Origin of the sequence: Olivibacter sp. 47 (assembly GCF_030372825.1) — a bacterium.
GTDB lineage: Bacteria > Bacteroidota > Bacteroidia > Sphingobacteriales > Sphingobacteriaceae > Olivibacter > Olivibacter oleidegradans.
The window spans coordinates 1,612,581-1,632,995 of the sequence record NZ_JAUCNR010000001.1; the positions used below are offsets into that span (position 1 = coordinate 1,612,581).

Annotated in this window: 18 protein-coding genes and 1 tRNA gene; 9 read left to right on the plus strand and 10 right to left on the minus strand. The window is 42.2% G+C overall.

Annotation, left to right across the window (positions count from 1 at the left end; genetic code table 11):
* Nucleotides 1–7 precede the first annotated feature (7 nt).
* From QT327_RS07175 to QT327_RS07190, 4 genes are all read left to right on the plus strand, one after another.
* Nucleotides 8–1,621: a carboxylesterase/lipase family protein gene (locus QT327_RS07175; protein WP_289552470.1), complete on the plus strand. Its 1,614-nt coding sequence runs from the start codon at nucleotides 8–10 to the stop codon at nucleotides 1,619–1,621.
* A 284-nt stretch (nucleotides 1,622–1,905) separates the two neighbouring features.
* Nucleotides 1,906–2,628, plus strand: coding sequence for a carboxymuconolactone decarboxylase family protein (locus QT327_RS07180; RefSeq protein ID WP_289552472.1), 723 nt, complete (start codon nucleotides 1,906–1,908; stop codon nucleotides 2,626–2,628).
* Between the two features lie 5 nt (nucleotides 2,629–2,633).
* Complete coding sequence (locus tag QT327_RS07185) at nucleotides 2,634–3,695, plus strand: alpha/beta hydrolase (RefSeq protein ID WP_289552473.1); 1,062 nt, start codon at nucleotides 2,634–2,636, stop codon at nucleotides 3,693–3,695.
* A gap of 10 nt (nucleotides 3,696–3,705) precedes the next feature.
* Nucleotides 3,706–4,194, plus strand: a complete 489-nt coding sequence (locus QT327_RS07190; protein ID WP_013663442.1) for a (R)-mandelonitrile lyase — start codon at nucleotides 3,706–3,708, stop codon at nucleotides 4,192–4,194.
* 340 nt (nucleotides 4,195–4,534) lie between these two features.
* Here QT327_RS07190 and QT327_RS07195 read toward each other — a convergent pair whose 3' ends face one another.
* A complete protein-coding gene (locus tag QT327_RS07195) occupies nucleotides 4,535–5,068 on the minus strand; it encodes a hypothetical protein (protein ID WP_289552474.1) in 534 nt (177 codons plus the stop codon).
* Between the two features lie 523 nt (nucleotides 5,069–5,591).
* Here QT327_RS07195 and QT327_RS07200 point away from each other — a divergent pair.
* The 3 genes from QT327_RS07200 (at nucleotide 5,592) to QT327_RS07210 (ending at nucleotide 7,349) form a co-directional block, all read left to right on the plus strand.
* Nucleotides 5,592–5,756, plus strand: a complete 165-nt coding sequence (locus QT327_RS07200) for a hypothetical protein (RefSeq protein WP_198140301.1) — start codon at nucleotides 5,592–5,594, stop codon at nucleotides 5,754–5,756.
* 28 nt (nucleotides 5,757–5,784) lie between these two features.
* The gene (locus tag QT327_RS07205) at nucleotides 5,785–5,994 is read left to right on the plus strand and encodes a recombinase family protein (RefSeq protein WP_289552475.1); all 210 of its coding nucleotides are present in this window, start codon (nucleotides 5,785–5,787) and stop codon (nucleotides 5,992–5,994) included.
* 68 nt (nucleotides 5,995–6,062) lie between these two features.
* The gene (locus QT327_RS07210) at nucleotides 6,063–7,349 is read left to right on the plus strand and encodes a recombinase family protein (protein ID WP_289554414.1); all 1,287 of its coding nucleotides are present in this window, start codon (nucleotides 6,063–6,065) and stop codon (nucleotides 7,347–7,349) included.
* On the opposite strand, the gene QT327_RS07215 is transcribed toward QT327_RS07210, so the two are convergent.
* From QT327_RS07215 to panB, 8 genes are all read right to left on the minus strand, one after another.
* Nucleotides 7,312–7,384, minus strand: a tRNA-Glu gene (locus QT327_RS07215). The two genes, QT327_RS07210 and QT327_RS07215, sit on opposite strands and share 38 nt — an antisense overlap.
* A 139-nt stretch (nucleotides 7,385–7,523) precedes the next feature.
* Nucleotides 7,524–11,372 (minus strand): malto-oligosyltrehalose synthase, encoded by a 3,849-nt coding sequence (gene treY, locus QT327_RS07220; RefSeq protein ID WP_289552476.1) that lies wholly within the window; start codon nucleotides 11,370–11,372, stop codon nucleotides 7,524–7,526.
* Nucleotides 11,293–11,751, minus strand: coding sequence for an alpha-amylase family glycosyl hydrolase (locus tag QT327_RS07225; protein ID WP_289552477.1), 459 nt, complete (start codon nucleotides 11,749–11,751; stop codon nucleotides 11,293–11,295). The genes treY and QT327_RS07225 overlap by 80 nt, the downstream gene beginning before the upstream one ends.
* A 1-nt stretch (nucleotide 11,752) precedes the next feature.
* Nucleotides 11,753–13,582, minus strand: a complete 1,830-nt coding sequence (gene treZ / locus QT327_RS07230; protein ID WP_289552478.1) for a malto-oligosyltrehalose trehalohydrolase — start codon at nucleotides 13,580–13,582, stop codon at nucleotides 11,753–11,755.
* Between the two features lie 15 nt (nucleotides 13,583–13,597).
* Entirely contained in the window at nucleotides 13,598–15,523 is a 1,926-nt protein-coding gene (gene glgX / locus QT327_RS07235) for a glycogen debranching protein GlgX (protein ID WP_289552480.1), read from the minus strand.
* Entirely contained in the window at nucleotides 15,520–15,723 is a 204-nt protein-coding gene (locus QT327_RS07240) for a hypothetical protein (protein WP_289552482.1), read from the minus strand. The genes glgX and QT327_RS07240 overlap by 4 nt, the downstream gene beginning before the upstream one ends.
* Nucleotides 15,724–15,982: 259 nt before the next feature.
* Nucleotides 15,983–17,461, minus strand: a complete 1,479-nt coding sequence (locus tag QT327_RS07245; RefSeq protein WP_289552484.1) for a S10 family peptidase — start codon at nucleotides 17,459–17,461, stop codon at nucleotides 15,983–15,985.
* Between the two features lie 113 nt (nucleotides 17,462–17,574).
* The gene (gene panB / locus QT327_RS07250; RefSeq protein WP_013663630.1) at nucleotides 17,575–18,390 is read right to left on the minus strand and encodes a 3-methyl-2-oxobutanoate hydroxymethyltransferase; all 816 of its coding nucleotides are present in this window, start codon (nucleotides 18,388–18,390) and stop codon (nucleotides 17,575–17,577) included.
* A gap of 58 nt (nucleotides 18,391–18,448) precedes the next feature.
* Here panB and QT327_RS07255 point away from each other — a divergent pair, with 58 nt between their 5' ends.
* Together QT327_RS07255 and smpB are read left to right on the plus strand one after the other, a co-directional pair.
* Nucleotides 18,449–19,105 carry a metal-dependent transcriptional regulator gene (locus tag QT327_RS07255; RefSeq protein ID WP_013663631.1) on the plus strand — a complete coding sequence of 219 codons (657 nt, stop codon included), beginning with the start codon at nucleotides 18,449–18,451 and terminating at the stop codon, nucleotides 19,103–19,105.
* A gap of 16 nt (nucleotides 19,106–19,121) precedes the next feature.
* Nucleotides 19,122–19,571, plus strand: coding sequence for an SsrA-binding protein (smpB, locus tag QT327_RS07260; RefSeq protein WP_013663632.1), 450 nt, complete (start codon nucleotides 19,122–19,124; stop codon nucleotides 19,569–19,571).
* 48 nt (nucleotides 19,572–19,619) lie between these two features.
* On the opposite strand, the gene QT327_RS07265 is transcribed toward smpB, so the two are convergent.
* Complete coding sequence (locus QT327_RS07265) at nucleotides 19,620–20,276, minus strand: protein-L-isoaspartate(D-aspartate) O-methyltransferase (protein ID WP_130857893.1); 657 nt, start codon at nucleotides 20,274–20,276, stop codon at nucleotides 19,620–19,622.
* Nucleotides 20,277–20,415: the final 139 nt, after the last annotated feature.

Consider the following 20,415-nt stretch of genomic DNA (forward strand, 5'->3'; position numbering starts at 1 on the left):
TATCTATATGAAAAAAATATTAACAGGACTAGCGATCATGATCTGCTTTAGTTTGCATGCACAGCAAACTGGCCATATTGGTTCGCTTGGAGAACCGACAGTTCGTACAGTGTCGGGAATGGTCCGCGGCGTGACAGACGATAGCGTTGAAAGCTTCAAGGGGATTCCATATGCGGCAGCTCCGGTTGGTGAATATCGCTGGCGGCCGCCACAACCTGTCGCAGCATGGGAAGGGGTACGTGATGCCAGTAAGTTTTGTGCTGATTGCGCGCAGGCGGGTTGGCCTCGCACTACCAGAACGATCAGGGAAAATACGTCGGAAGATTGCCTGTTTCTTAACTTGTGGCGACCGACGGGAGCAAAAACGGAAACGAAATTACCTGTGATGGTCTGGATTTATGGCGGTGGTTTCGTGGGAGGAAGCAGTTCCCAGCCCGGAACGTGGGGGAACCAATTTGCGAAACAGGGTGTCATTCTGATAACGTTCAATTATCGTCTTGGCCGTCTCGGTCATTTTGCATTCCCTGCATTGTCTAAAGAATATCCCCAAGAACCAAAAGGCAGCTACGCTTACATGGATCAGATTGCTGCACTCAAATGGGTTCAGCAGAACATCGCAGCATTTGGAGGCAATCCTAACAATGTTACCATTTTTGGTGAGTCTGCCGGTGGTGTTTCTGTACATTCGCTACTGACCATGCCTTGTGCAAAAGGCCTTTTCCAGAAGGCAATCATCGAATCCGGTGGTGGCAGAGATGGTGTATTAACCGGAAGGCCAATAGATAAGGAAGATGCCGATCCCCATTACTCCGTTTCAGCAGAAACGATTGGAATAAACTTTGCCCGTAAACACGGGATTGAGGGTGTCGATTCCGCCGCACTGGCCAAGTTACGTTCGCTGAGTGTGGAGGAAATCGTAGATAATGGACAGGAAAGTGATGGCCCAGCGGGCTTACCTATTTATTCAGGGCCGATCCTGGACGGTAAACTGGTTGTAGAGACAGCCGAGAGCGCTTACAAAGCAGGCAGACAGACACGTGTTCCACTTATTATTGGATCGAACAGTGCGGAAGTGCCTGCCGGTTTTGTTAACGCCACCTCCAAAGATGAATTACTCTCTCAGTTCGGACTGCTGAGAGAAGAAGTGACTGCTGCCTACGATCCGGATGGCACTATTGAATTCGCTGAAATGCTTACCATGATCAATACGGATAAGGTATGGGCAGAACCTGCCAGGTTCACCGCGAGGTCCTTTGCTGCGGGCGGTAATCCTGCTTATATTTATCTTTTCTCCTACGTTTCCGATGCCATGAAGGGACGGATGCGTTATGGTGCAGCCCACGCATCCGAAATCCCTTATGTATTTAATAACCTTAACATCCGGAATGGAGTCGCTGTTGCTCCGAAGGATTATGATATTGCCAGGAAGATGAACACCTATTGGACGAACTTCGCCAAAACCGGTGACCCTAATGGTAAAGATCTTCCGAAATGGCCTGTTTACGATTCTAAAAAAGGTGAGATCATCGAATTTCGTGGGGATGGTTCCATTGTTGGTGGTCCTGACCCCAAGAAAGCACGTCTGGACGTTATGGAGAAGGCGGCCGAAAAAGAGAACTAAATTTCCGATCAGAAGAAATTAAGAAATAAAGGCCATCGTTTTCTACACGCTGGAAAGCATGTTTATGCGTTACGAAAGCCAGAACGCGCCTTTCATCTTCGAATCTGAACAATGAAGCGGTAACAGATTTTATGTTTGAATGGCTAAAAGTAACAGAACTAGGTAAGTAATATTGGTAGTAGAAACCGTAATCCGTATAGCTATTACCGTTATTTAATCCTGAACTTTGTACTGTTAATCCGAAGTATAAAATATACGGAGTTAGTTAAAAAAGAATACCAGTAATGATACGCAAACTTTTTAAATCAATACTATTTCTCCTAGCAGTAAGTGTTACAATGAGCGCCAATGCCCAAACAAAGGCAGCTCAGGATTTAGATCCCAAGCAACAGGCAATTATCCGCATTGCAGCCCTCACCGGCAAAGGCAGTCTGGAGCAATTAAAAGAAGAGCTGAAGGCAGGCCTTGAAGCAGGATTGACAGTCAATCAGATCAAGGAAGTCATTGTCCATGTCTACGCTTATGCCGGTTTTCCTCGCAGTATCCGTGGGCTACAGACTTTTATGACCGTGCTCGACGAGCGCAAATCCAGGGGTGTAAATGACGTGATGGGGAATGAAGCTTCTCCTATAAAAAATGACTGCAGCAAATACGATCGGGGCAAAGCTATTCTGGATACACTTTTAGACACTCCCCAACGTGGTCCCCAAACAGGCTACTCGGCATTTGCACCCGTAATTGAGATATTTCTGAAAGAACATCTGTTCGCCGATATTTTTGAGCGGGATGTGCTAACATATAAGGAAAGAGAATTGGTAACGGTTTCTGTGCTCGCTGCTATCGGCGGTGTGGAGCCTATGTTACAATCACATCTGAAAATCTGCATGAACGTAGGCTTAACGGCAGATCAGCTGCAACAGTACGTTGGCATTATCAAAACATCCATTGGTAAAAAAGAGGCGAACTCAGCACAGTCCGTCTTGAATGGAGTATTAAAAAGCAAATAAATCTTATGAAACGACTATCATTAATAATTGGATTGGCAACTTCAATAATAACAACAGATATGGCAAATGCACAATCAACTAAGAAAAGGTATGAATCAAATCCTTTTACGCTGGTATATGACGGTGCCATTACTAAAAATGAAGAAGGAAAAGTAAACATCCATCCGGTAAAATATAAACTGAACGGTATTGAAATCGCCGCCAATGTCTACACACCGGCAAATTACGATCCGTCAAAGAAATACCCCGCGGTAGCGGTAGCACATCCTAACGGGGGGATAAAGGAGCAGACTGCCGGATTATACGCACAGCGTCTGGCAGAGGCTGGTTATATAACCATTGCTGCCGATGCAGCGTACCAGGGAGCGAGCGGCGGTGAGCCACGCCATACAGATAAACCTCAGTACCGGACCGAAGATATTCATGGCATGGCTGACTATATTTCACGATATCCAGGTGTTGATGTCGAGCGCTTAGGTGTTCTAGGTATTTGCGGAGGCGGTGGGTATACTTTAAAAGCAACCCAATCGGACAAACGGTTTAAAGCCGTTGCAACCCTGAGCATGTTCAATTCGGGGGAGGTAAGACGTAACGGATTTCAGAATTCTCAATTGAACACCGTTCAGGAACGCTTAAAACAAGCATCGGACGCGCGCGCCCAGGAAGAAGTAGGTGGTAAACCGGCATATTCAGGTGTGGCAAGCATCACAGATGAAGAAATCGCAAAAACGCCGACCGACCTGTACCGCGAGGGATATGAATACTATTACAGAACCCATGCCCACCCCAATTCAACTTTCCTATATACCACGGCGAGCTTAATGGATCTAATGACGTGGGATGCCACCGATCAGATCGAATTAATTACACAACCTCTACTTATGATTGTAGGAAGCAAAGCTGATACGAAATATATGACAGATGAGGCATTTGCCAAGGCAGCCAATGCAAAAAACAAGGAGCTATTCCTGATCGACGGTGCTACGCACATTCAAACCTATTGGAAACCAGAGTATGTTTCACAGGCTGTAAATAAATTACTTGAATTTTATAAAACTAATCTATAAAACTTGGAAGATGAAGCATAATCTTAAATACTTTTTGCCGCTTGTAATTGTCTTTTTTTCGGCTTGTAACAACAATAAAGAAAACGAAGTTCCAAGACAACAAAATACACTTATTTTCCCTCAGGGTAATAAAAATACAACGGATAATTTCAAGGGAGAAGTATGGGTAGCGCCATTGATAGAAGCAGATAGCTTAAATCAAACAGCGGTCGGAAATGTAACCTTTGACCCTGGAGCCAGAAGTAAATGGCACACGCATCCTGCGGGACAAATATTGTTGGTAACAGATGGCGTTGGCTACTATCAGGAAAAAGGACAGCCAAAAAAGATATTGCGAAAAGGCGATGTTATCAAATGTCCACCAAATATTCCCCATTGGCACGGTGCTAGTGCAGACACCGCTTTCGTTCAGATAGCTATCACGGGAAGAGAAAAGGGACCTACGGTATGGCTGGAAGCTGTTACTGATGAGGAGTATCATAGTGGAGATAAAGATTGAAGGTCTAGAAAGCGACAACCTCAGCACTCGCCGGTTTGCAAAATCAAAACCGCCTCTTGTAAATATCTGTTGCGTTTAAGATAGCTAATGCCCTCTATTCATCTGTCGCAATAGATTGTATGAATGCTTTTTGTTAATGGTAACCAATGACCGCGTGTTAAAACGGCCATTGGCTCCATACTAAAACAACAATAAACAGCACGAACGGTTCTAACACAGCAATTGGGTAAAGATGACGCGTCGTACTTAACTTTAACTGTCCCATAAAATTATGGACATACAAATAGTCAATTAGCACATATCGATGAAGAAATATATGTTTATCGAATAGAATACCTAACTAAAAAGCCTCCATATTACTTATTTCGGTAAAGCTCCTGCCTTCTACCAGGACTTCCTTGAATCGCTTATCCTTTTGCAACTGCACGATATAACTCTCTCCTGCCTTATCACAGGAGGTAATCTTCTTACTACGAAGTATTTTGTAATCCACATACTTGGCATTCAGTATAAGAGAAACTTTTGGAGGTATGTAATTCGGCTGATAATGTTCAATGGTATGTTTCCAGCTACCGTCGATAGTATAACTGACCAAATAGGAAACTTCATTATCCGAAAATTTTACTACAATCCCATCGCTTACAACGAGCCAAGTAGGCATATCGATATCCGGATGTCTCTTTCCAAAGTCTTTTATTAAGCGTTTAAGCGCATGTTCCGAAACGCCTGGCAGAGCAGTAACACGAATAACATTCTTCGACACCTTTTTACCTATAACATCCTGGTCTGTCTGACACCTGCCGACTGCCTCTGGATGATAACTAGCGAGCAAACTGGTGATCACTAAAAGACCTATCTGCCTGATTTTTTTCATTTTCAATGCGATTTTCCTTATCGAATTCAATACTCACAAATTTCGCAGCCTGAAAAGCAGGTTTCGTATACATTTTACGGATTATATTACCACTATTACTGATATTTAAGCACCAAGCGAAAGAAAATGGTATTGAGACGACATGTTCATGTTGACATTAAGTGGTTTATCGCATCATTCACATTACGAGTATCGTTTGCAATAGAATATAATTGATTTTAGTCGAGCTATCCACTGACGGCCTGCAACAAATCGACTAAGCTTCTTATCTAACTAACAAGCTTAGTTTTTCAATAACATATTTCCCGAGTTAAGACCCGACAGATCAGTTGTCAGAGAGCAGTTCCATCCGCGAGGTGATTTTGCAGCAAATTAATTTAAAGAAGGCCAGTGGTCTTTTACTTTTTAGTCATTGATTTCTTGATACTTCAAACAGAATATTATTTTTGACTACTCCCCAAGAGGTTGCCAATAGATGATTTACATTCTTAGCACTATTGTCCTCAACATATTTAGAGAGGATATGGCTAAAGGACTGTTGGAAAAAAGAAACGTCACCCCTGAGCAGGCGGTAAAAATTTTAAGAAAAAAGGGTGTTGAAGTCAATGAAAGCCAAGCCAAAGTAATTTTGGATTTCTTATATATTTTAGCTAAATTGACAGTAAATCAATACTTTAAGAATAAGTAACATATTTTATTACTGCAAACATTTCGCCATGATACCAGCGTACCTTTATATTCGAGTGAGTACCGATGAACAAGCCAGAAGAGGTTATTCTTTACGTGAACAGGAAGAAAGACTTTCGCTCTATTGTACAACGAATCGAATAGAAGTACTGGGTATTATAAAGGAAGATTACTCTGCCAAGACCTTTAATCGGCCAGAATGGAAAAAAACTTTTGGTCACGCTCCGAAAAAAACGTAAAAACCGCCGTACAGATACTCTGTGTCAAATGGGATAGATTTAGTCGCAGTATTGAAGCAGCTTATGAAATGATTGGCATTTTAAGAAGTTTAAATGCGAGTATCTATGCCATTGAACAACCGATAGATGTTTCTATACCGGAAAATAAAATGATGCTTGCTATTTATCTGGCTGCGCCGGAAGTGGAGAATGATAGACGGGCCTTAAATGTGTTCTATGGCATGCGTAAGGCGAGAAGAGAAGGAAGATGGATGGGAACAGCTCCTACGGGTTATATCAACAGAATTACTCCCGACGGAAATAAGTATATTATGCCCAAACAACCGGAATCTGATATTATGAAATGGGTGTTTGAGGAACTTGCGAGGGGAGTTTATGCTGCTGAGCAGGTTCGCAAAATGGCCAATAAAAAGGGACTGAAATGTGAGCGTAATAATTTTTGGAAACTCATACGTAACCCGATATATTGTGGCATCGTCGTTGTTCCTCCTTATAAAAATGATGAGATAGAATTTGTAAAGGGGCAGCATCAACCAATAATTTCGGAAGCACTTTTCTATCGTGTCCAGGATGTGCTGAATGGTAATAAACGTTCAGTTGCAACAAAAGTGATTTCCAAAGATATGTTACCGTTAAGGGGATTCCTCCAATGTCCCAACTGTAACAGAATGTTAACCGGAAGTGCTTCCAAAGGACGTCATCAGTATTATTATTACTATCACTGTTCTTCTTCGGTATGCGGCAGCAGGTTTAAGGCAGAGGAAGTGAACAGTTATTTTGAAAGGGAACTGTTAAAGTTTAAACTCATGCCTGAAACGGGGGAGCTTCTTAAAATGGTTGTAATGGATGAATATAAATCCTCTCATCGTGAAGAACTGGATGAGCGGGCGATACTTTACAGACAGATACAAGAACAAGAGCTGATAATGGCCAATGCCCGAAAAAAATTGATGATAGATGAAATCGATGGCAATGACTTTAAAATTATCAAATCTGAATGTAATGAGAAATTGAAAAAATTAGAAGCTCAATTGGAGAACCTTCCAAGTAGATCAGAAAGTTTAAAGACAATTGAATCGCTACTTGATATAGTTGTAGAAAAGTATTCAAGAATAGATAAACATTACCAAGACGCAGATATAGAAGGGAAGCGTAGAATCATTGGTTCGATGTACCCAGAAAATTTGTGTTTTGACGGTAAGGGACATCGAACCGCTCGACTTAATGAAGCGTTATCGCTTATCTTGCTGATCAACAGTGAATTAGAAGCAATAAAAAAGGGGAAAGATTCGTTTAATTTGAATCTTTCCCCTGAGGTAGCCCGTAGGGGAATCGAACCCCTGTTTCAAGAATGAAAATCTTGACGTCCTAACCCCTAGACGAACGGGCCATCATTGCTTTCTCCGTTTCGGGACTGCAAAAATACATCTAAGATTTATAATTCAAAAAAATTTAAATTATTTCCAAACCTTCGCAATAGCCCACTTATTATCAACGATTTATTTTTCTCCTGCCTAATATTTGCACGCTTACCGGGCGTATGTTTTAGCAAGTTCTCTGAGCCATTTAATATGCTTTGAGCGGAATTGATTGTCTAAAAGCCGCCACTTCCAATTTATTCCTGTTGTTGCCGGTGTATTCATTCTTGCCTCTTTGCCCAAGCCAAGCACATCTTGCATAGGGATAATAGCCAGTTTAGCGACAGAGGCATAAGCCATTCTGATCATTTCTTCATGGATGTTAGCGCCCTTAACCTTATGACCTTGATAATACTGCAAGCGGTCTTGTCCTGCTCGATCAAGCTCTTCCTGGTACCAGCCAACGACCGTGTTGTTATCGTGTGTGCCTGTATAAACAACACTGTTTATCGAATACTGATGAGGAATATGAAGCGAATAAGGCGCATCCTCTCCAAAAGCGAACTGTAAAACCCGCATCCCCGGGAGACCAAGCTGGTCTCGCAGTTCGTAGACGCCTGGACTTATATCGCCCAAGTCTTCAGCTATTAACGCAACGGCTCCAAGCTTTTCTTTCAAGAATTTAAAGAGTTTCTCACGTGGCCCGATTTTCCAAGTGCCCTCCACGGCATTTTCTTTAGATGCCGGGACTTCCCAATAATCATAGAAAGCTCTGAAATGATCTAAACGGATAGAATGATACCACTCGAGATTTTTTTTAAATCTGGCTAGCCACCAAGCATACTTCTCTTGCTCGTGGGCTTTCCAGTTAAAGGTTGGCATTCCCCATAGCTGTCCTTCGGCATTAAAGTAATCGGGAGGTACGCCGGCAACTCCGAGCAAGTTTCCGTTCTCGCCTAAACTAAACAGGTGCCGGTTGGTCCAAACATCAACTGAATCGTAATTAACATATATCGGAAGATCACCCAACAATTGGATTGACAATGCTTCGCATTGCGCTTTCAGAGCTTTCCACTCGTTAAAAAATTCATATTGTTGCCATTTCAGCTCCAAGAGGTCCATCTTATACTTCTTTGCAAAATCAGCGAGGGTTTGTCTATCTCGTAATTTCAATTTATCGGGCCACTTATACCAAGGTTGTCCCTCTTGCTGTTTTTTCAGTAAGAGATACATTGCAAAATCATCTAACCAATCACGCTCAGTCCGCATGAAACGCTCAAAGCCTTCCTGATAGCTATTTCGTTTCCCTTCAATAAAGCGTAAAAATGCTGCATGAAGCAGCTTTTGTTTGCTTGCTGAAACTTCATCATACGAGACTTGGGAATGCATAGGTAGCCTTGCATCTGCCAATTCCTTAACCGTTAGTAAGCCTTTTTGAACCAATACTTCCGGGCTGATTAAAATCGGGTTCCCTGCAAATACCGAATAAGCGCTGTAAGGAGAATAATATTCCTTCGCTCCGGTAGGATTTAATGGAAGTAACTGCCAAAAGCGTTGGCCCGCACGCGAAAGCTGTGAAGCAAAGCGTTGAGCCTCTGGCCCTAAATCGCCTATACCGAACGCAGAGGGGAGAGAAGTGAGCGACAACAAAATGCCAGCGGCTCGCGTTTTCTCACTTCCATTTACATGCAAAACTGTTAGCGGCAAACGGTTCCTAAACAGATCAGCCAAATGCAGCGCCCGCTCTACTTGTCCATTTTCATTATTTAATACATCAACAAAATCGATGGGAATATCTTCAGGCCAGTCGATCCTGGTGTCTTTCCAGTTAATATCCTCAATTGGACAAGCTTGATCTATACATAACTCAGCGATATATAAAGGGATAATGGCAATACTCCATTGTTGGCCGAATCGACGACAAAAAGCTAGTATATGATTCCGATACCGCCCTCTAACCTTCAATGGCAAATAAAGTCCTTGCTCAAACAACTTAGCGTGCTGTGATCGATAATGGAGCAGCTTTACGATCATCGCCATTTTTATATTGCCATTGGGATGTTCGCGCCAATATGTGAGCAAATCAATATCTTTCTTCTCAATCGACTTTAAAAATCGGTAGCGTAGCTTGTAGTCAACCTTGCGTCTGTTGTCGGGATCAACAAAACTAAGGTCTTGGTATTCCGCACCTTGGTAAAAATCCGGGACTCCCGGAGCTGTTGTTTTTAACAATACCTGTCCCAGTGAATTAAGCATTCCATACCTATCCACTTCTTCCAATAGCGATGCCCATAGCGGCCATAAACCTGCTTCCTCATCGAGCATGGAAAGAGCAAAATTAATACACTTTTCTTCGTATTCCTGATCTGGTTCCGCCCAATCGCTATGCACTTTCCCTTCTCTTAGTGCCTTTTCCAGATAGGCTGATAACCTTGTAGGATAATCCTCACGTTCTTCTTCAATGAGTGGATAAGTCGCCAATAACGTTTGATAAATAAAATAGCGGTCATTCACTTCAGGAACGACGATCTGCCTTGACTTTACCGCATTCTCCAGATTCGATACCGTTGTCTGCCATTTTTTGGGCAAACAGCTCAATGCTTGCAGTCTAGCCCGCGCATCCTCTCCGCGCTTGGTATCATGCGTGGCTGTTCCGTTCATGGCCAGCGGCCAATGTCGCTGCCGTTCTTCCATCTCCATATGGAAAGCTTTCTTTGAAAACCCGAAAGTTGACAACGAACTCCCCACTTCATTGTGGCCGATAAAGCGGTTATACGTATACATCAGCGTATCTTCCACACCTTTTGCCATCAAAGGGCCGGAAAACTGCATGAGTCGTTGATAAAAATATAATAGCCGCTCGTTAAAACGTTTATTATTGTTTTTCGGCACTGTCAACAGGAGTTCTTCCAAAACGTCAAGCGCAGCAATGAGATTTGGCTTGTTAGCTCGAATAGCCTGAAAAAGTGCTTTTAATTGCTTTCTTTCGCTTGACTCTAATGGAAAGCTGTTACCATAAAATCTATAGACTGGACAAAAAATTAGGATGGAAGAGATCGCTTCTTTCAGCAGGGTAACATCAAGCGATTCGAGTTCCACATCCGATAAAAACTTAGACCGTCGAAAAAATTCAAATAGATTGGCGGCCTCACCCTGCATATGTTGGTGCAAAATATAAGACTTCTTTTCTATCGTCTGTTGACAAATATCATCGTTATGACGACCAACCACTTGGTTGTAAATTTTATTGAAAGCACGTTCCCTGTCTGCGGTGAAAAGTTTGTTTGAAAGGGCTAAATAATCGTAGCCGGAAGTCCCTTGGATAGGCCAGACGGCCGGAAGCTTCTCCTTATCCTCAAGAATCTTTTCAACAACAATGTATACCTCGGGTCCTACAAGCTTTCTTAAATCGTACAAATACTTTTCCGGATCGAAAAGCCCGTCAATATGGTCTACACGCAAGCCTTGAAAGCAGGCCTCGTCAACCATTTGTTTTATGAATTGATGTGTTAGCGTAAATACATCATCTCGTTGCACTTGTGTGCAGATCAAACTATTAACTGTAAAAAAACGACGATAATTAATTTTTAAATCCGTTTCCTCCCAGCTGCACAGGCGGTAGTATTGCTGCTCACATACCGCGATGAGTGCCTCCTGGTCATGATTTATCTGCTCAAGTAAACGTTTCAATCGGCTTTGCACTCCCGGCGCTTGCGTATATTTATTCCATTCATCCAAAAAGTTCAGCCATGATGTTTCAAACCCCGACGCACTCCCTTTTCTTGTTTGTTCTGCTTTATCCAAAGCACTTTTCGCTGATTTTGCTTCATTTGGACTGCGTTTGAGTAAACGATCCATTATTGCTCGATAGGCATTCAAGTTTACAGGATAAAGCTGATCATAGTAAGCTAACCATAATTTGCTTTTCTTCCATACCAATTTAATTTCCTTTTGATCGATGGCTTTTTCTAAAGTCGACCCTAAGAAGGGCACCATAATAGCTCCCTGAAAAAAAAACATTACCGAGCCCGGTATCAAACACATTGGCAAAGGGCGAGTTAGTCCCCTTTTCCATAACATCCATTAGCCAAGTGTTTGCATCATGAAAAGCCATATGATTAGGAACAATATCTTGTATCCACGCAAGTCCATGCGCTTTACATTTTGCCGTGAGTGTTCGCAATTCATCGAGCGTTCCTATTTCCGGATTTACTGTAAGCGGGTTTATGACATCATATCCATGGGTACTTCCAGGCACCGCTTCGAAAATGGGAGATGCATAAAGACTTTTTACACCCAAAGCTTGCCAATAAGGAACTAATTGCAGTGCATCTTTGAAGGTAAATCCTTTATGGAACTGAACACGATAAGTAGCTACAGGATTAAAAACAGTATACATGTTATTTGCTTGTTTGGTAATAAATAGATGCGCTCTGCGGAGCTAAGTGCAAAATTGGTGGGCTTGGTATTACAAAATCGTTCTGGAAGAACCGGGAATCAGAAGTATCAAAAATTTTAGCACTGGGATATTGCAGAAAGTGATCCTTTCTTTCTTGGATCTTATCACTGAAATTAAAATAAAAAAATAACGACTCCCGATCGGTCCATCGATTTAACAGCAAAACACCTGAATCGCTGCAGACCTCAACATTTATATGCTTACGGTCTAATCGATGCCATGCTTCGTATTTCTTTCTTAATTGAATTAATCGTTTATAAAAGGTAAAAATTTCCCGATGGTTCGATTCATCTAAGGCTGACCAGTTAAGTTTCGACTGTTCGTAGGTAGCCACGGCCATTGGATCAGGAGCATCTTCTTCGCCATGAAAGTCCTTAAATTCAGCACGTCTACCCTTTCTTACGGCCTCTGCAAGTTCTTCATCAGTATGACTGACGAAATATAGGAAAGGTTTTTTCTCCCCATATTCTTCCCCCATAAATAACATAGGAATATAAGGGGACGCCAACACAGCAGTAGCCATTACCTTCTGCAATCCCTCACTGTATAAGGCACTACTGCGTTCGCCCAACATGCGATTGCCAATTTGATCATGATTTTGAGAAAAAACGACAAACTGACTTCCACTAGCTTCGGACGCTTTATTGCCGAATGTTTTTTTTCGATGAGGTGAATACGTCCCGTCATAAACATACCCATCGCGAAAAGACTTTGCCAAGTGAATTAACGGTTCGAAATCGGCATAGTATCCGTTTCGGGGCTCGCCCACGGTAACTCTCAAGGCATGATGGAACTCATCGATCCATTGCGCATGCAGTCCATAACCGCCCTCGTTTACCGGAGTTATATAACGGACATCATTTAAATCGCACTCGCCGATAAGGTAATACGGCTTTCCACTGACGGCTGAAAGCTCATCCAGCTGTTCACGCATGGCTGCCAAAATATGCTTTGCTCCGTAATCCTTGATAGCATGTACGGCATCCAGTCGAAGTGCGTCAATATGAAAATCGCGAAACCACATCCGCATATTCTCAAGAATAAATTGCCGTACGCCATCGCAATAAGCATCATCCACATTGATGGCTTTTCCCCATGGCGTATGGTATTTATCGGTAAAAAAAGGCCCATATGATTCGAGATAATTCCCTTCCGGTCCGACATGGTTATAAACGACGTCTAGAATAACGGCTATCCCTTTGCGATGACAGGCGTCAACTAAGCGTTGCAAAGCGCGCGGCCCACCGTAACTTGCTTGGACAGCAAAAGGAAAGACACCGTCATAGCCCCAGTTTCTTTCACCGGGAAATTGGGCTACCGGCATGATCTCAATCGCGTTTACACCTAATTCAATTAAGTGATCAAGCTTGCCGACAACCCCGTCAAAAGTTCCATCAGAAGTAAACGTACCCACATGAAGCTCATAAATAAGATAGTCTTCCAATGCCAGGTTATGCCATTGTTGGTCTGACCAATTGTGTTTGCTTAGGTCGATAGCCTGAGAATACCCATGGACGCCCTGAGGCTGAAAACGAGAGGCAGGATCCGGCAAAGCGGATTCCTGATCTAAAGCTACCTTGTATAAGGTACCATCTTTTATTTTTTCGGTATTGGCAGACCAAAAACCAAAGCCGGCCTCCTTCAGGTCGATTACGTCACCATTTTCGACATGTACGCGGACTTCCTTACTACTCGGTGCCCATACTCCTATTGTGGTTTGACCGGTATGAATATCTACTCCAAAAGCATTAAAATTAAGTGATCGGCTCATAATATAATCGTGAAATTAATCCTGTAAAGGAGCATGAAAAAGAACAACGGAACGCCCGGCCACTTTGATGACATCACCCGGTTGATAACCATTCTCATCTTCTAGCTGAGCGTCATCGGTATTTAATACTTTAGTCCACTTACTTCCATATTTTTCATTTGGAAGCTTATAATCAATCGGCTCATGATGAGCATTGAAGATTACATAAAAATGATCGTCGTTAATTTTATTGCCTTTAGGGTCTACCGACCTAATCCCTCTACCATCTAGATAAACCGCGAGCGATTTAGCAGTATCATTATCCCATGCTTCGTCCGGCATAATATTACCTTCCGGCAAAAACCAAACGATATCTTCAACACCGGCACCCTTTATCTTCTGTCCCATGAACCATTTTCGGCGGCAAAAGGTTGGATGGCTTTTTCTTAAGTTTATTAACTTTTTGGTAAAGGCTAACAAGTCCTGATCTGCCTCTTTCCAATTATACCATGATATTTCATTATCCTGGCAATAGCCATTGTTGTTCCCTTGTTGTGTACGTCCCAATTCATCGCCACCCAATAACATAGGAATACCTTGAGATAAAAACAAGGTGGTTAAAAAATTCCGTTTTTGTTTAGACCGCAACGCCAAAACTTCCAAATTATCAGTTGGACCTTCTTCTCCACAGTTCCAAGAGCGATTATGGCTCTCACCATCGTTGTTATCCTCGCCATTGGCTTCGTTATGTTTTTCGTTATAAGAAACCAAATCATTCAGGGTAAAACCGTCGTGCGCAGTAATAAAGTTTACACTGGCTGTGGGTGTTCTGTAATCATCCCGATACAAATCGGAGCTACCGGTAAATCGAGAGGCAAATTCACCTAATTTACTTTCCTCTCCGCGCCAGTAATCGCGTATACAATCACGATATTTTCCATTCCATTCCACCCAGCCTGCAGGAAAGTTACCTACCTGGTACCCCCCTTCTCCGATATCCCAAGGCTCTGCAATCAACTTTACCTGCGAGATAATTGGATCTTGGTGGATAATATCAAAAAATGCGCTCAGCTTATTTACGTCATGAAACTCGCGCGCTAACGTTGATGCCAAATCAAAACGGAAGCCGTCAACACGCATTTCTAAAATCCAATAACGAAGACTATCCATAATCAGTTGCAGCACATTTGGCAGATTGGCATTCAAAGTATTTCCGGTACCGGTATAATCTACGTAATAACGACCAACTTCAGTAAGCCGATAATAAGAGCTATTATCAATGCCACGAAAACTTAGCGTTGGCCCTAATTCGTTGCCCTCAGCTGTGTGATTGTATACTACATCTAAAATCACTTCGATACCTGCTTCATGTAGATTTTTTACCATCTGTTTAAACTCTGTAACCTGCTCACCATTCATGCCACTGGAGCTATACTTTACATCAGGTGCAAAGAAACCTATCGTATTGTAGCCCCAATAATTGCTTAGGCCAATATCCTGGAGATGCCAGTCATTTACAAAATGGTGAATGGGCAAGAGTTCTATGGAAGTAATTCCAAGATCTTTTAGATATTGAACAGTTGTGGGATGACCGATAGCTGCATAGCTACCTCGGATATTATCCGGGATATCGGGATGTGTATAAGTGAACCCCTTAACATGTGCTTCATAGATGATGGTCTGATGGTACATAACATTAGGCTTTCGATCGTTCCCCCAATCGAAGGAATCATCGATAACAACCGATTTGGGAACATATGGGGCACTATCTTGTTCGTTAAAACTTAGGTCTTTTTCACCATCTTTGATATTGTATCCAAAAATAGACTCGTGCCACTTGATAACACCGGCTATTGCCTTGGCGTAGGGATCCATCAAAAGCTTATTTGGATTAAAGCGATGTCCTTCATCCGGTTTATAGGGGCCATGGACCCGATAGCCGTATTTCTGTCCGGGTTTCACATCCGGAAGGTAGATATGCCAAATATCATGGTTCTTTCTTTGATAGGTATTCGTTCTTCATTGGCATCTGATTGATCTGAATCAAAGAGGCAAAGTTCAACGCCTTCTGCGTGTCTGGCAAATAAAGCGAAGTTCGTTCCTTTGCCATCATAGGTGGCCCCTTGCGGATAGGGACTACCAGGGTAGACTTTTCGTTCCATAGTTTTTAAATCTCATTATATCTGTAACAAGGATTCTGCGTAAGCTTCTTCGATATCCTGCAAATAATTGCCGTGGTGACGAACTTCTTAAGATATCGACTCTCATTGAACAAGCGTATCGGGCTTTTGTTTAGGGAATACGGACTACTGGGGCGCTTTTTTTTTTCAACTCCCGAAAGGTGTTCAATTCTATATCACCTTCAAAAAAAAACGCCTGAACAGCATGTTCAGGCGTTTTGTATTATTTTTAATAATATTATTAATATTTTGCAGGAACGCCGCTCTTTACGGTCGACTTAGCAATAAATTCCCGCAGATCATCATTTGCTTTTTCTAAATCCACCTGCCGCATGTAAATCATATGCCCTGTGCGATATCCCTTAAAAGACATTCTATCCTGAAACTTCCCGGCAGGATCCATTTGCCACAAATTATATTTAGCATTAAAATAGTCGCAAGCACCGTCATAATAGCCGGATTGCACCATGACATGCAGATAAGGGTTTTCTGCCATGGCCTGTTGTAGATCGTTGCCTGTATGATCATCACTACGATCCCAAGGATATACAGAACCAAAGACATTATACTTTACGTCGGTTTTGAAATTCAGTTCGTTGCGAACATAATAGTTGATTGCGGGAGTAAAGGAGTGCATCCAGGAGCTAAGCTCAGCATTATAGTCCGGCCGCTCGCCCCCATCTTTTTTATCTTTACCAAGATAGCGCGAATCCAAACGTCCAATGGTTAAACCTCTATCACGCAACAGTTCTTTCCAAAAAAACTGAGTAGATATGTCGAAATTATTCTGAAGTATTAACTTTTCTGATATCCCTGCATATCGCGCCATTTTCGACGCAATTTGTTGTTTCTCGGCCATCGGTACCGAACCACCTCGCGTTACCGTGGGCAACAATTCGTTTACGGTGAATTCTTCAACTTCAGGCAGTAATTGATCCAAGTCTTTTTGCTGCATATCGCTTCCAAGCGCCTTATGATACCAAGCCGTAGCCGCAAAATAAGGGAGCCGCAAGGCAAGGTCTACCGGCCCTTCTCTTTTTAATCCGAGGTCGGTTGGAGACACCAAAACGACTCCATTAAGATACATCCATTGCGCATCCTGAAGCTCAAGTGCCAAGCCCGATACACGCGTTGTTCCGTAACTCTCTCCAATTAGATATTTGGGAGACTGCCACCTATTGATTCTGGTAACAAAGGTATTCAACCAGGCAGCCAAGTATTTGATATCGGCATTTACTCCGAAAAACAGTGACTTATCTGTTTTTTTATCCAGAATTCTTGAATAGCCGGTGTTTACAGGATTAACGTAAACGATATCGGCTACATCTAAAATAGAATAGGGATTATCGCGCATCTCTCCATATGGCTGCACCGGATAGCCCTCATCATCCAAAGTCAGAATCCGCGGTCCTGTATAACCAATTTCCATCCATAAGGACGCCGAACCGGGCCCTCCGTTAAACGAGATCACCAAGGGTCGATGCTTTTTGTCGTTTACGTCCGATCGTTCATAATAGGTATAGTTGACCGTTGCAATGGCTTTGCCTTCGTCATTCCATATCGGCTGCATACCGATGCTTGTATTATAAGCAATTTTGCTCCCTTTAATGACGGTGGTATGCTTCGTGGAGATAACCGTATCGGCCGGTGGATCCGGTTGCGCAAAGGATTTACTAAAAAATAGATACAGGCATAAAGCAAGTAGACAGATTTTTTTCATGTAAGCTGATTTGATTGCTATAAAAATAGCGATTAGTTCAAAAAGGCTGTGTGTTCTACAACAATATTACAAACTATCTTAACACCTTTGGTTACGAAGCAGCTTATTCATACTTAATACTGCTCGCTATCATTCGGAAATTCTACGGCCTTTACATCTGCGATGTATTGTTGAACCGCAGAGGTAATCAGTTGATCAAGTTGCAAATATTGGCGAACGAATTTTGGTTTAAAATGCTTATTCAACCCTAATAAGTCATGAACAACCAGCACTTGTCCATCCGTTGCCGAACCTGCGCCTATACCAATGGTTGGTATACGCAAATGATCCGTTACTTCTTTCGCCAGTTTGGCGGGAATTTTTTCTAACACAACGGCAAAACAACCCAACTCATGCAAAAGTTGCGCATCTGTATTCAATTTATGCGCTTCATGTACACCGGTCGCCCTTAAACCGTAACCACCATACGTGTTTATCGACTGAGGCATAAGTCCGAGATGTCCCATTACCGGTATACCGGCATTGATAATTAATTTGATAGCTTCTTTGATTTCTATCCCACCTTCCAGCTTAAGGGCATGGGCGCCCGTTTCTTTCATAACCCGTACGGCTGCTTTTAGAGCATCATATGGATCCCCCTGGTAACTTCCAAAAGGTAAATCAACCACCAGCATGGCTCGTTTGATTGCTCGGGAAACTGAGGCGGCATGGTATATCATCTGATCTAAGGTTATTGGTAACGTGGTATCGTAACCTGCCATTACATTGGCAGCCGAGTCACCCACTAAGATTATATCAACACCCGCTGCATCTAAAATACTTGCCATGGTATAATCATAAGCCGTTAATACCGAAATTTTTTCACCGGTAGCTTTCATCTCTAAGATGCTATTTACCGTAACTTTTCTAACTTCTTTATGTATCGACATATAGCAAAGGTAATAATAGGTAGGTATAGTTGACCACTTTTTCTTTACCTTTGCCCCTATGTTATCGATTACTGAAGAGAATTATCTGAAAGTATTGTTGCATATTGCAGAGGACAGCAATGGCCAACAAGAAGCTGGCACGAATCAAATTGCCTCACAGCTTCACGTGCGACCTGCTACCGCCACAGATATGCTAAAGAAATTAAAGGAAAAGGGCTTAGTAGATTACCAAAAATATGGCAAAATCTCCTTAACGGATCAAGGACGCGCTCATGCAATTGCCGTGGTGCGAAAACATCGCCTTTGGGAAACGTTTTTATTTGATAAATTAGGGTTTAGTTGGGACGAAGTACATGAAGTTGCTGAACAACTTGAACACATCAAATCTGAAAAACTGATTGAGCGATTGGACAAGTATCTCGGTTGTCCACAATTTGATCCTCATGGTGATGCAATTCCCTCTGCTAAAGGGGTGCTGGTTACAGAAAAAAGAAAGACCCTGGCAGAAGCCACGTTGGGAAGCAAGAAAAAGGTAAATGCAGTGAAAGATAACAGTCCTGAATTTTTACAATATGTCTCTCAACTGGGCATAGCTATTGGTGACCCCATCCTGATCAAGAAGCGCTTCGCTTTTGATGGATCAATGGAGATTGAAATAGATGGGAAAACGACTACCATTTCGCAAAAGGTTGCCGAGAACATTTTTATTAAATAGATTAAGATAAAGAGTTATGTCTAACGACATTAATATAAGGAATAAAAAGGCTTATTATGAATACCATATCCTTGAAAAGTATATTGCCGGTATTCAATTATTGGGAACCGAGATAAAATCGATCCGGCAGTCCAAGGCGAATATAGGGGATGCGTTTTGCGCGTTCTTAAATGATGGCTTGTATATTCGGAATATGCATATAGCTGAGTACTCACATGGCTCCTTTTATAATCATGAATCAAAGCGCGACAGAAAACTTCTGTTGACCAAAAAAGAGTTAGCTAAATTAAAAGTTAAAGGGGAAGAAAAGGGCTTCACGATAATTCCGCTAAAGATTTTCGTAAATGAGCGGGGGTATGCGAAAGTCGAAATTGCACTTGCTCAAGGGAAAAAAGATTACGACAAAAGGGAAAGTATCAAAGAACGGGATACAAAAAGGGAATTGTCACGAACTTATAAGCTGTAACATCGGCAACCACGCCTTTGCATCCTGACGGCGCACAGGATGTAAAACCTACCAGGCCTGATCGCCTACAAGCGGAACGAATCGAAAGGTATCAAGTTCAATCTTCTCAAAATCTTGTTCACCTGTACGAATAACCGTCACCATTTTTTGTGTCTTTGCATCACCTACCGGGATAACCAATATACCTCCAATGGCTAATTGTTTTAACATGATTTCGGGCACAAAGGGTGCACCTGCTGTTACAATAATTTTGTGATAAGGAGCATATTGAGGCAATCCTTTTGAACCATCTCCTAAAAAAAAGTGGGCTTGGTATCCCATGTAGGGAAGCACTTTAATAGTCCTATTATAAAGATTAGTTTGCCGTTCAATGGTAAAAACTTCGGCTCCAAGTTCGAGTAAAATACATGTTTGGTAACCTGAACCCGTTCCAATTTCAAGCACCTTATCCCCTCTCCTAATATGCAACAGCTCCGTTTGATAGGCTACCGTGTAAGGTTGAGAGATTGTCTGTCCGTCGCCTATAGGAAAAGCGATGTCTTTGTACGCTTGTGTCCAAAAGGTCTCATCAAAAAAAAAGTGGCGTGGCACCTTTCCAACAGCGCTCAATACTGCCTCATCAGCAATACCTCTTTTTCTTAATGTTTCAACCAGTTGCTTTCTGGCACCTTTTTCCCGATAGTTGTCTACAAATTTATAAGCCATTACTCTTCCAAAAATACGTTTGTTTTGGCATTAAAAGAAGCTCGTTTGGATGGTCTAATCCTAATTAATTCAGGACTTGGGTATTATTTTTTACTTTTTTGGCGCATTCGACAAATCTTCATATCTTTCTAGCGTCTTT

Excerpts from the sequence above, each read along its gene's own strand:
- QT327_RS07175 (WP_289552470.1), top strand. The coding sequence starts at position 8 with ATGAAAAAAATATTAACAGGACTAGCGATCATGATCTGCTTTAGTTTG.
- QT327_RS07180 (WP_289552472.1), top strand. The coding sequence starts at position 1,906 with ATGATACGCAAACTTTTTAAATCAATACTATTTCTCCTAGCAGTAAGT.
- QT327_RS07185 (WP_289552473.1), top strand. The coding sequence starts at position 2,634 with ATGAAACGACTATCATTAATAATTGGATTGGCAACTTCAATAATAACA.
- QT327_RS07190 (WP_013663442.1), top strand. The coding sequence starts at position 3,706 with ATGAAGCATAATCTTAAATACTTTTTGCCGCTTGTAATTGTCTTTTTT.
- QT327_RS07195 (WP_289552474.1), bottom strand. The coding sequence starts at position 5,068 with ATGAAAAAAATCAGGCAGATAGGTCTTTTAGTGATCACCAGTTTGCTC.
- QT327_RS07200 (WP_198140301.1), top strand. The coding sequence starts at position 5,592 with ATGGCTAAAGGACTGTTGGAAAAAAGAAACGTCACCCCTGAGCAGGCG.
- QT327_RS07205 (WP_289552475.1), top strand. The coding sequence starts at position 5,785 with ATGATACCAGCGTACCTTTATATTCGAGTGAGTACCGATGAACAAGCC.
- QT327_RS07210 (WP_289554414.1), top strand. The coding sequence starts at position 6,063 with ATGATTGGCATTTTAAGAAGTTTAAATGCGAGTATCTATGCCATTGAA.
- treY (WP_289552476.1), bottom strand. The coding sequence starts at position 11,372 with ATGTTTTTTTTTCAGGGAGCTATTATGGTGCCCTTCTTAGGGTCGACT.
- QT327_RS07225 (WP_289552477.1), bottom strand. The coding sequence starts at position 11,751 with ATGTATACTGTTTTTAATCCTGTAGCTACTTATCGTGTTCAGTTCCAT.
- treZ (WP_289552478.1), bottom strand. The coding sequence starts at position 13,582 with ATGAGCCGATCACTTAATTTTAATGCTTTTGGAGTAGATATTCATACC.
- QT327_RS07240 (WP_289552482.1), bottom strand. The coding sequence starts at position 15,723 with ATGGAACGAAAAGTCTACCCTGGTAGTCCCTATCCGCAAGGGGCCACC.
- QT327_RS07245 (WP_289552484.1), bottom strand. The coding sequence starts at position 17,461 with ATGAAAAAAATCTGTCTACTTGCTTTATGCCTGTATCTATTTTTTAGT.
- panB (WP_013663630.1), bottom strand. The coding sequence starts at position 18,390 with ATGTCGATACATAAAGAAGTTAGAAAAGTTACGGTAAATAGCATCTTA.
- QT327_RS07255 (WP_013663631.1), top strand. The coding sequence starts at position 18,449 with ATGTTATCGATTACTGAAGAGAATTATCTGAAAGTATTGTTGCATATT.
- smpB (WP_013663632.1), top strand. The coding sequence starts at position 19,122 with ATGTCTAACGACATTAATATAAGGAATAAAAAGGCTTATTATGAATAC.
- QT327_RS07265 (WP_130857893.1), bottom strand. The coding sequence starts at position 20,276 with ATGGCTTATAAATTTGTAGACAACTATCGGGAAAAAGGTGCCAGAAAG.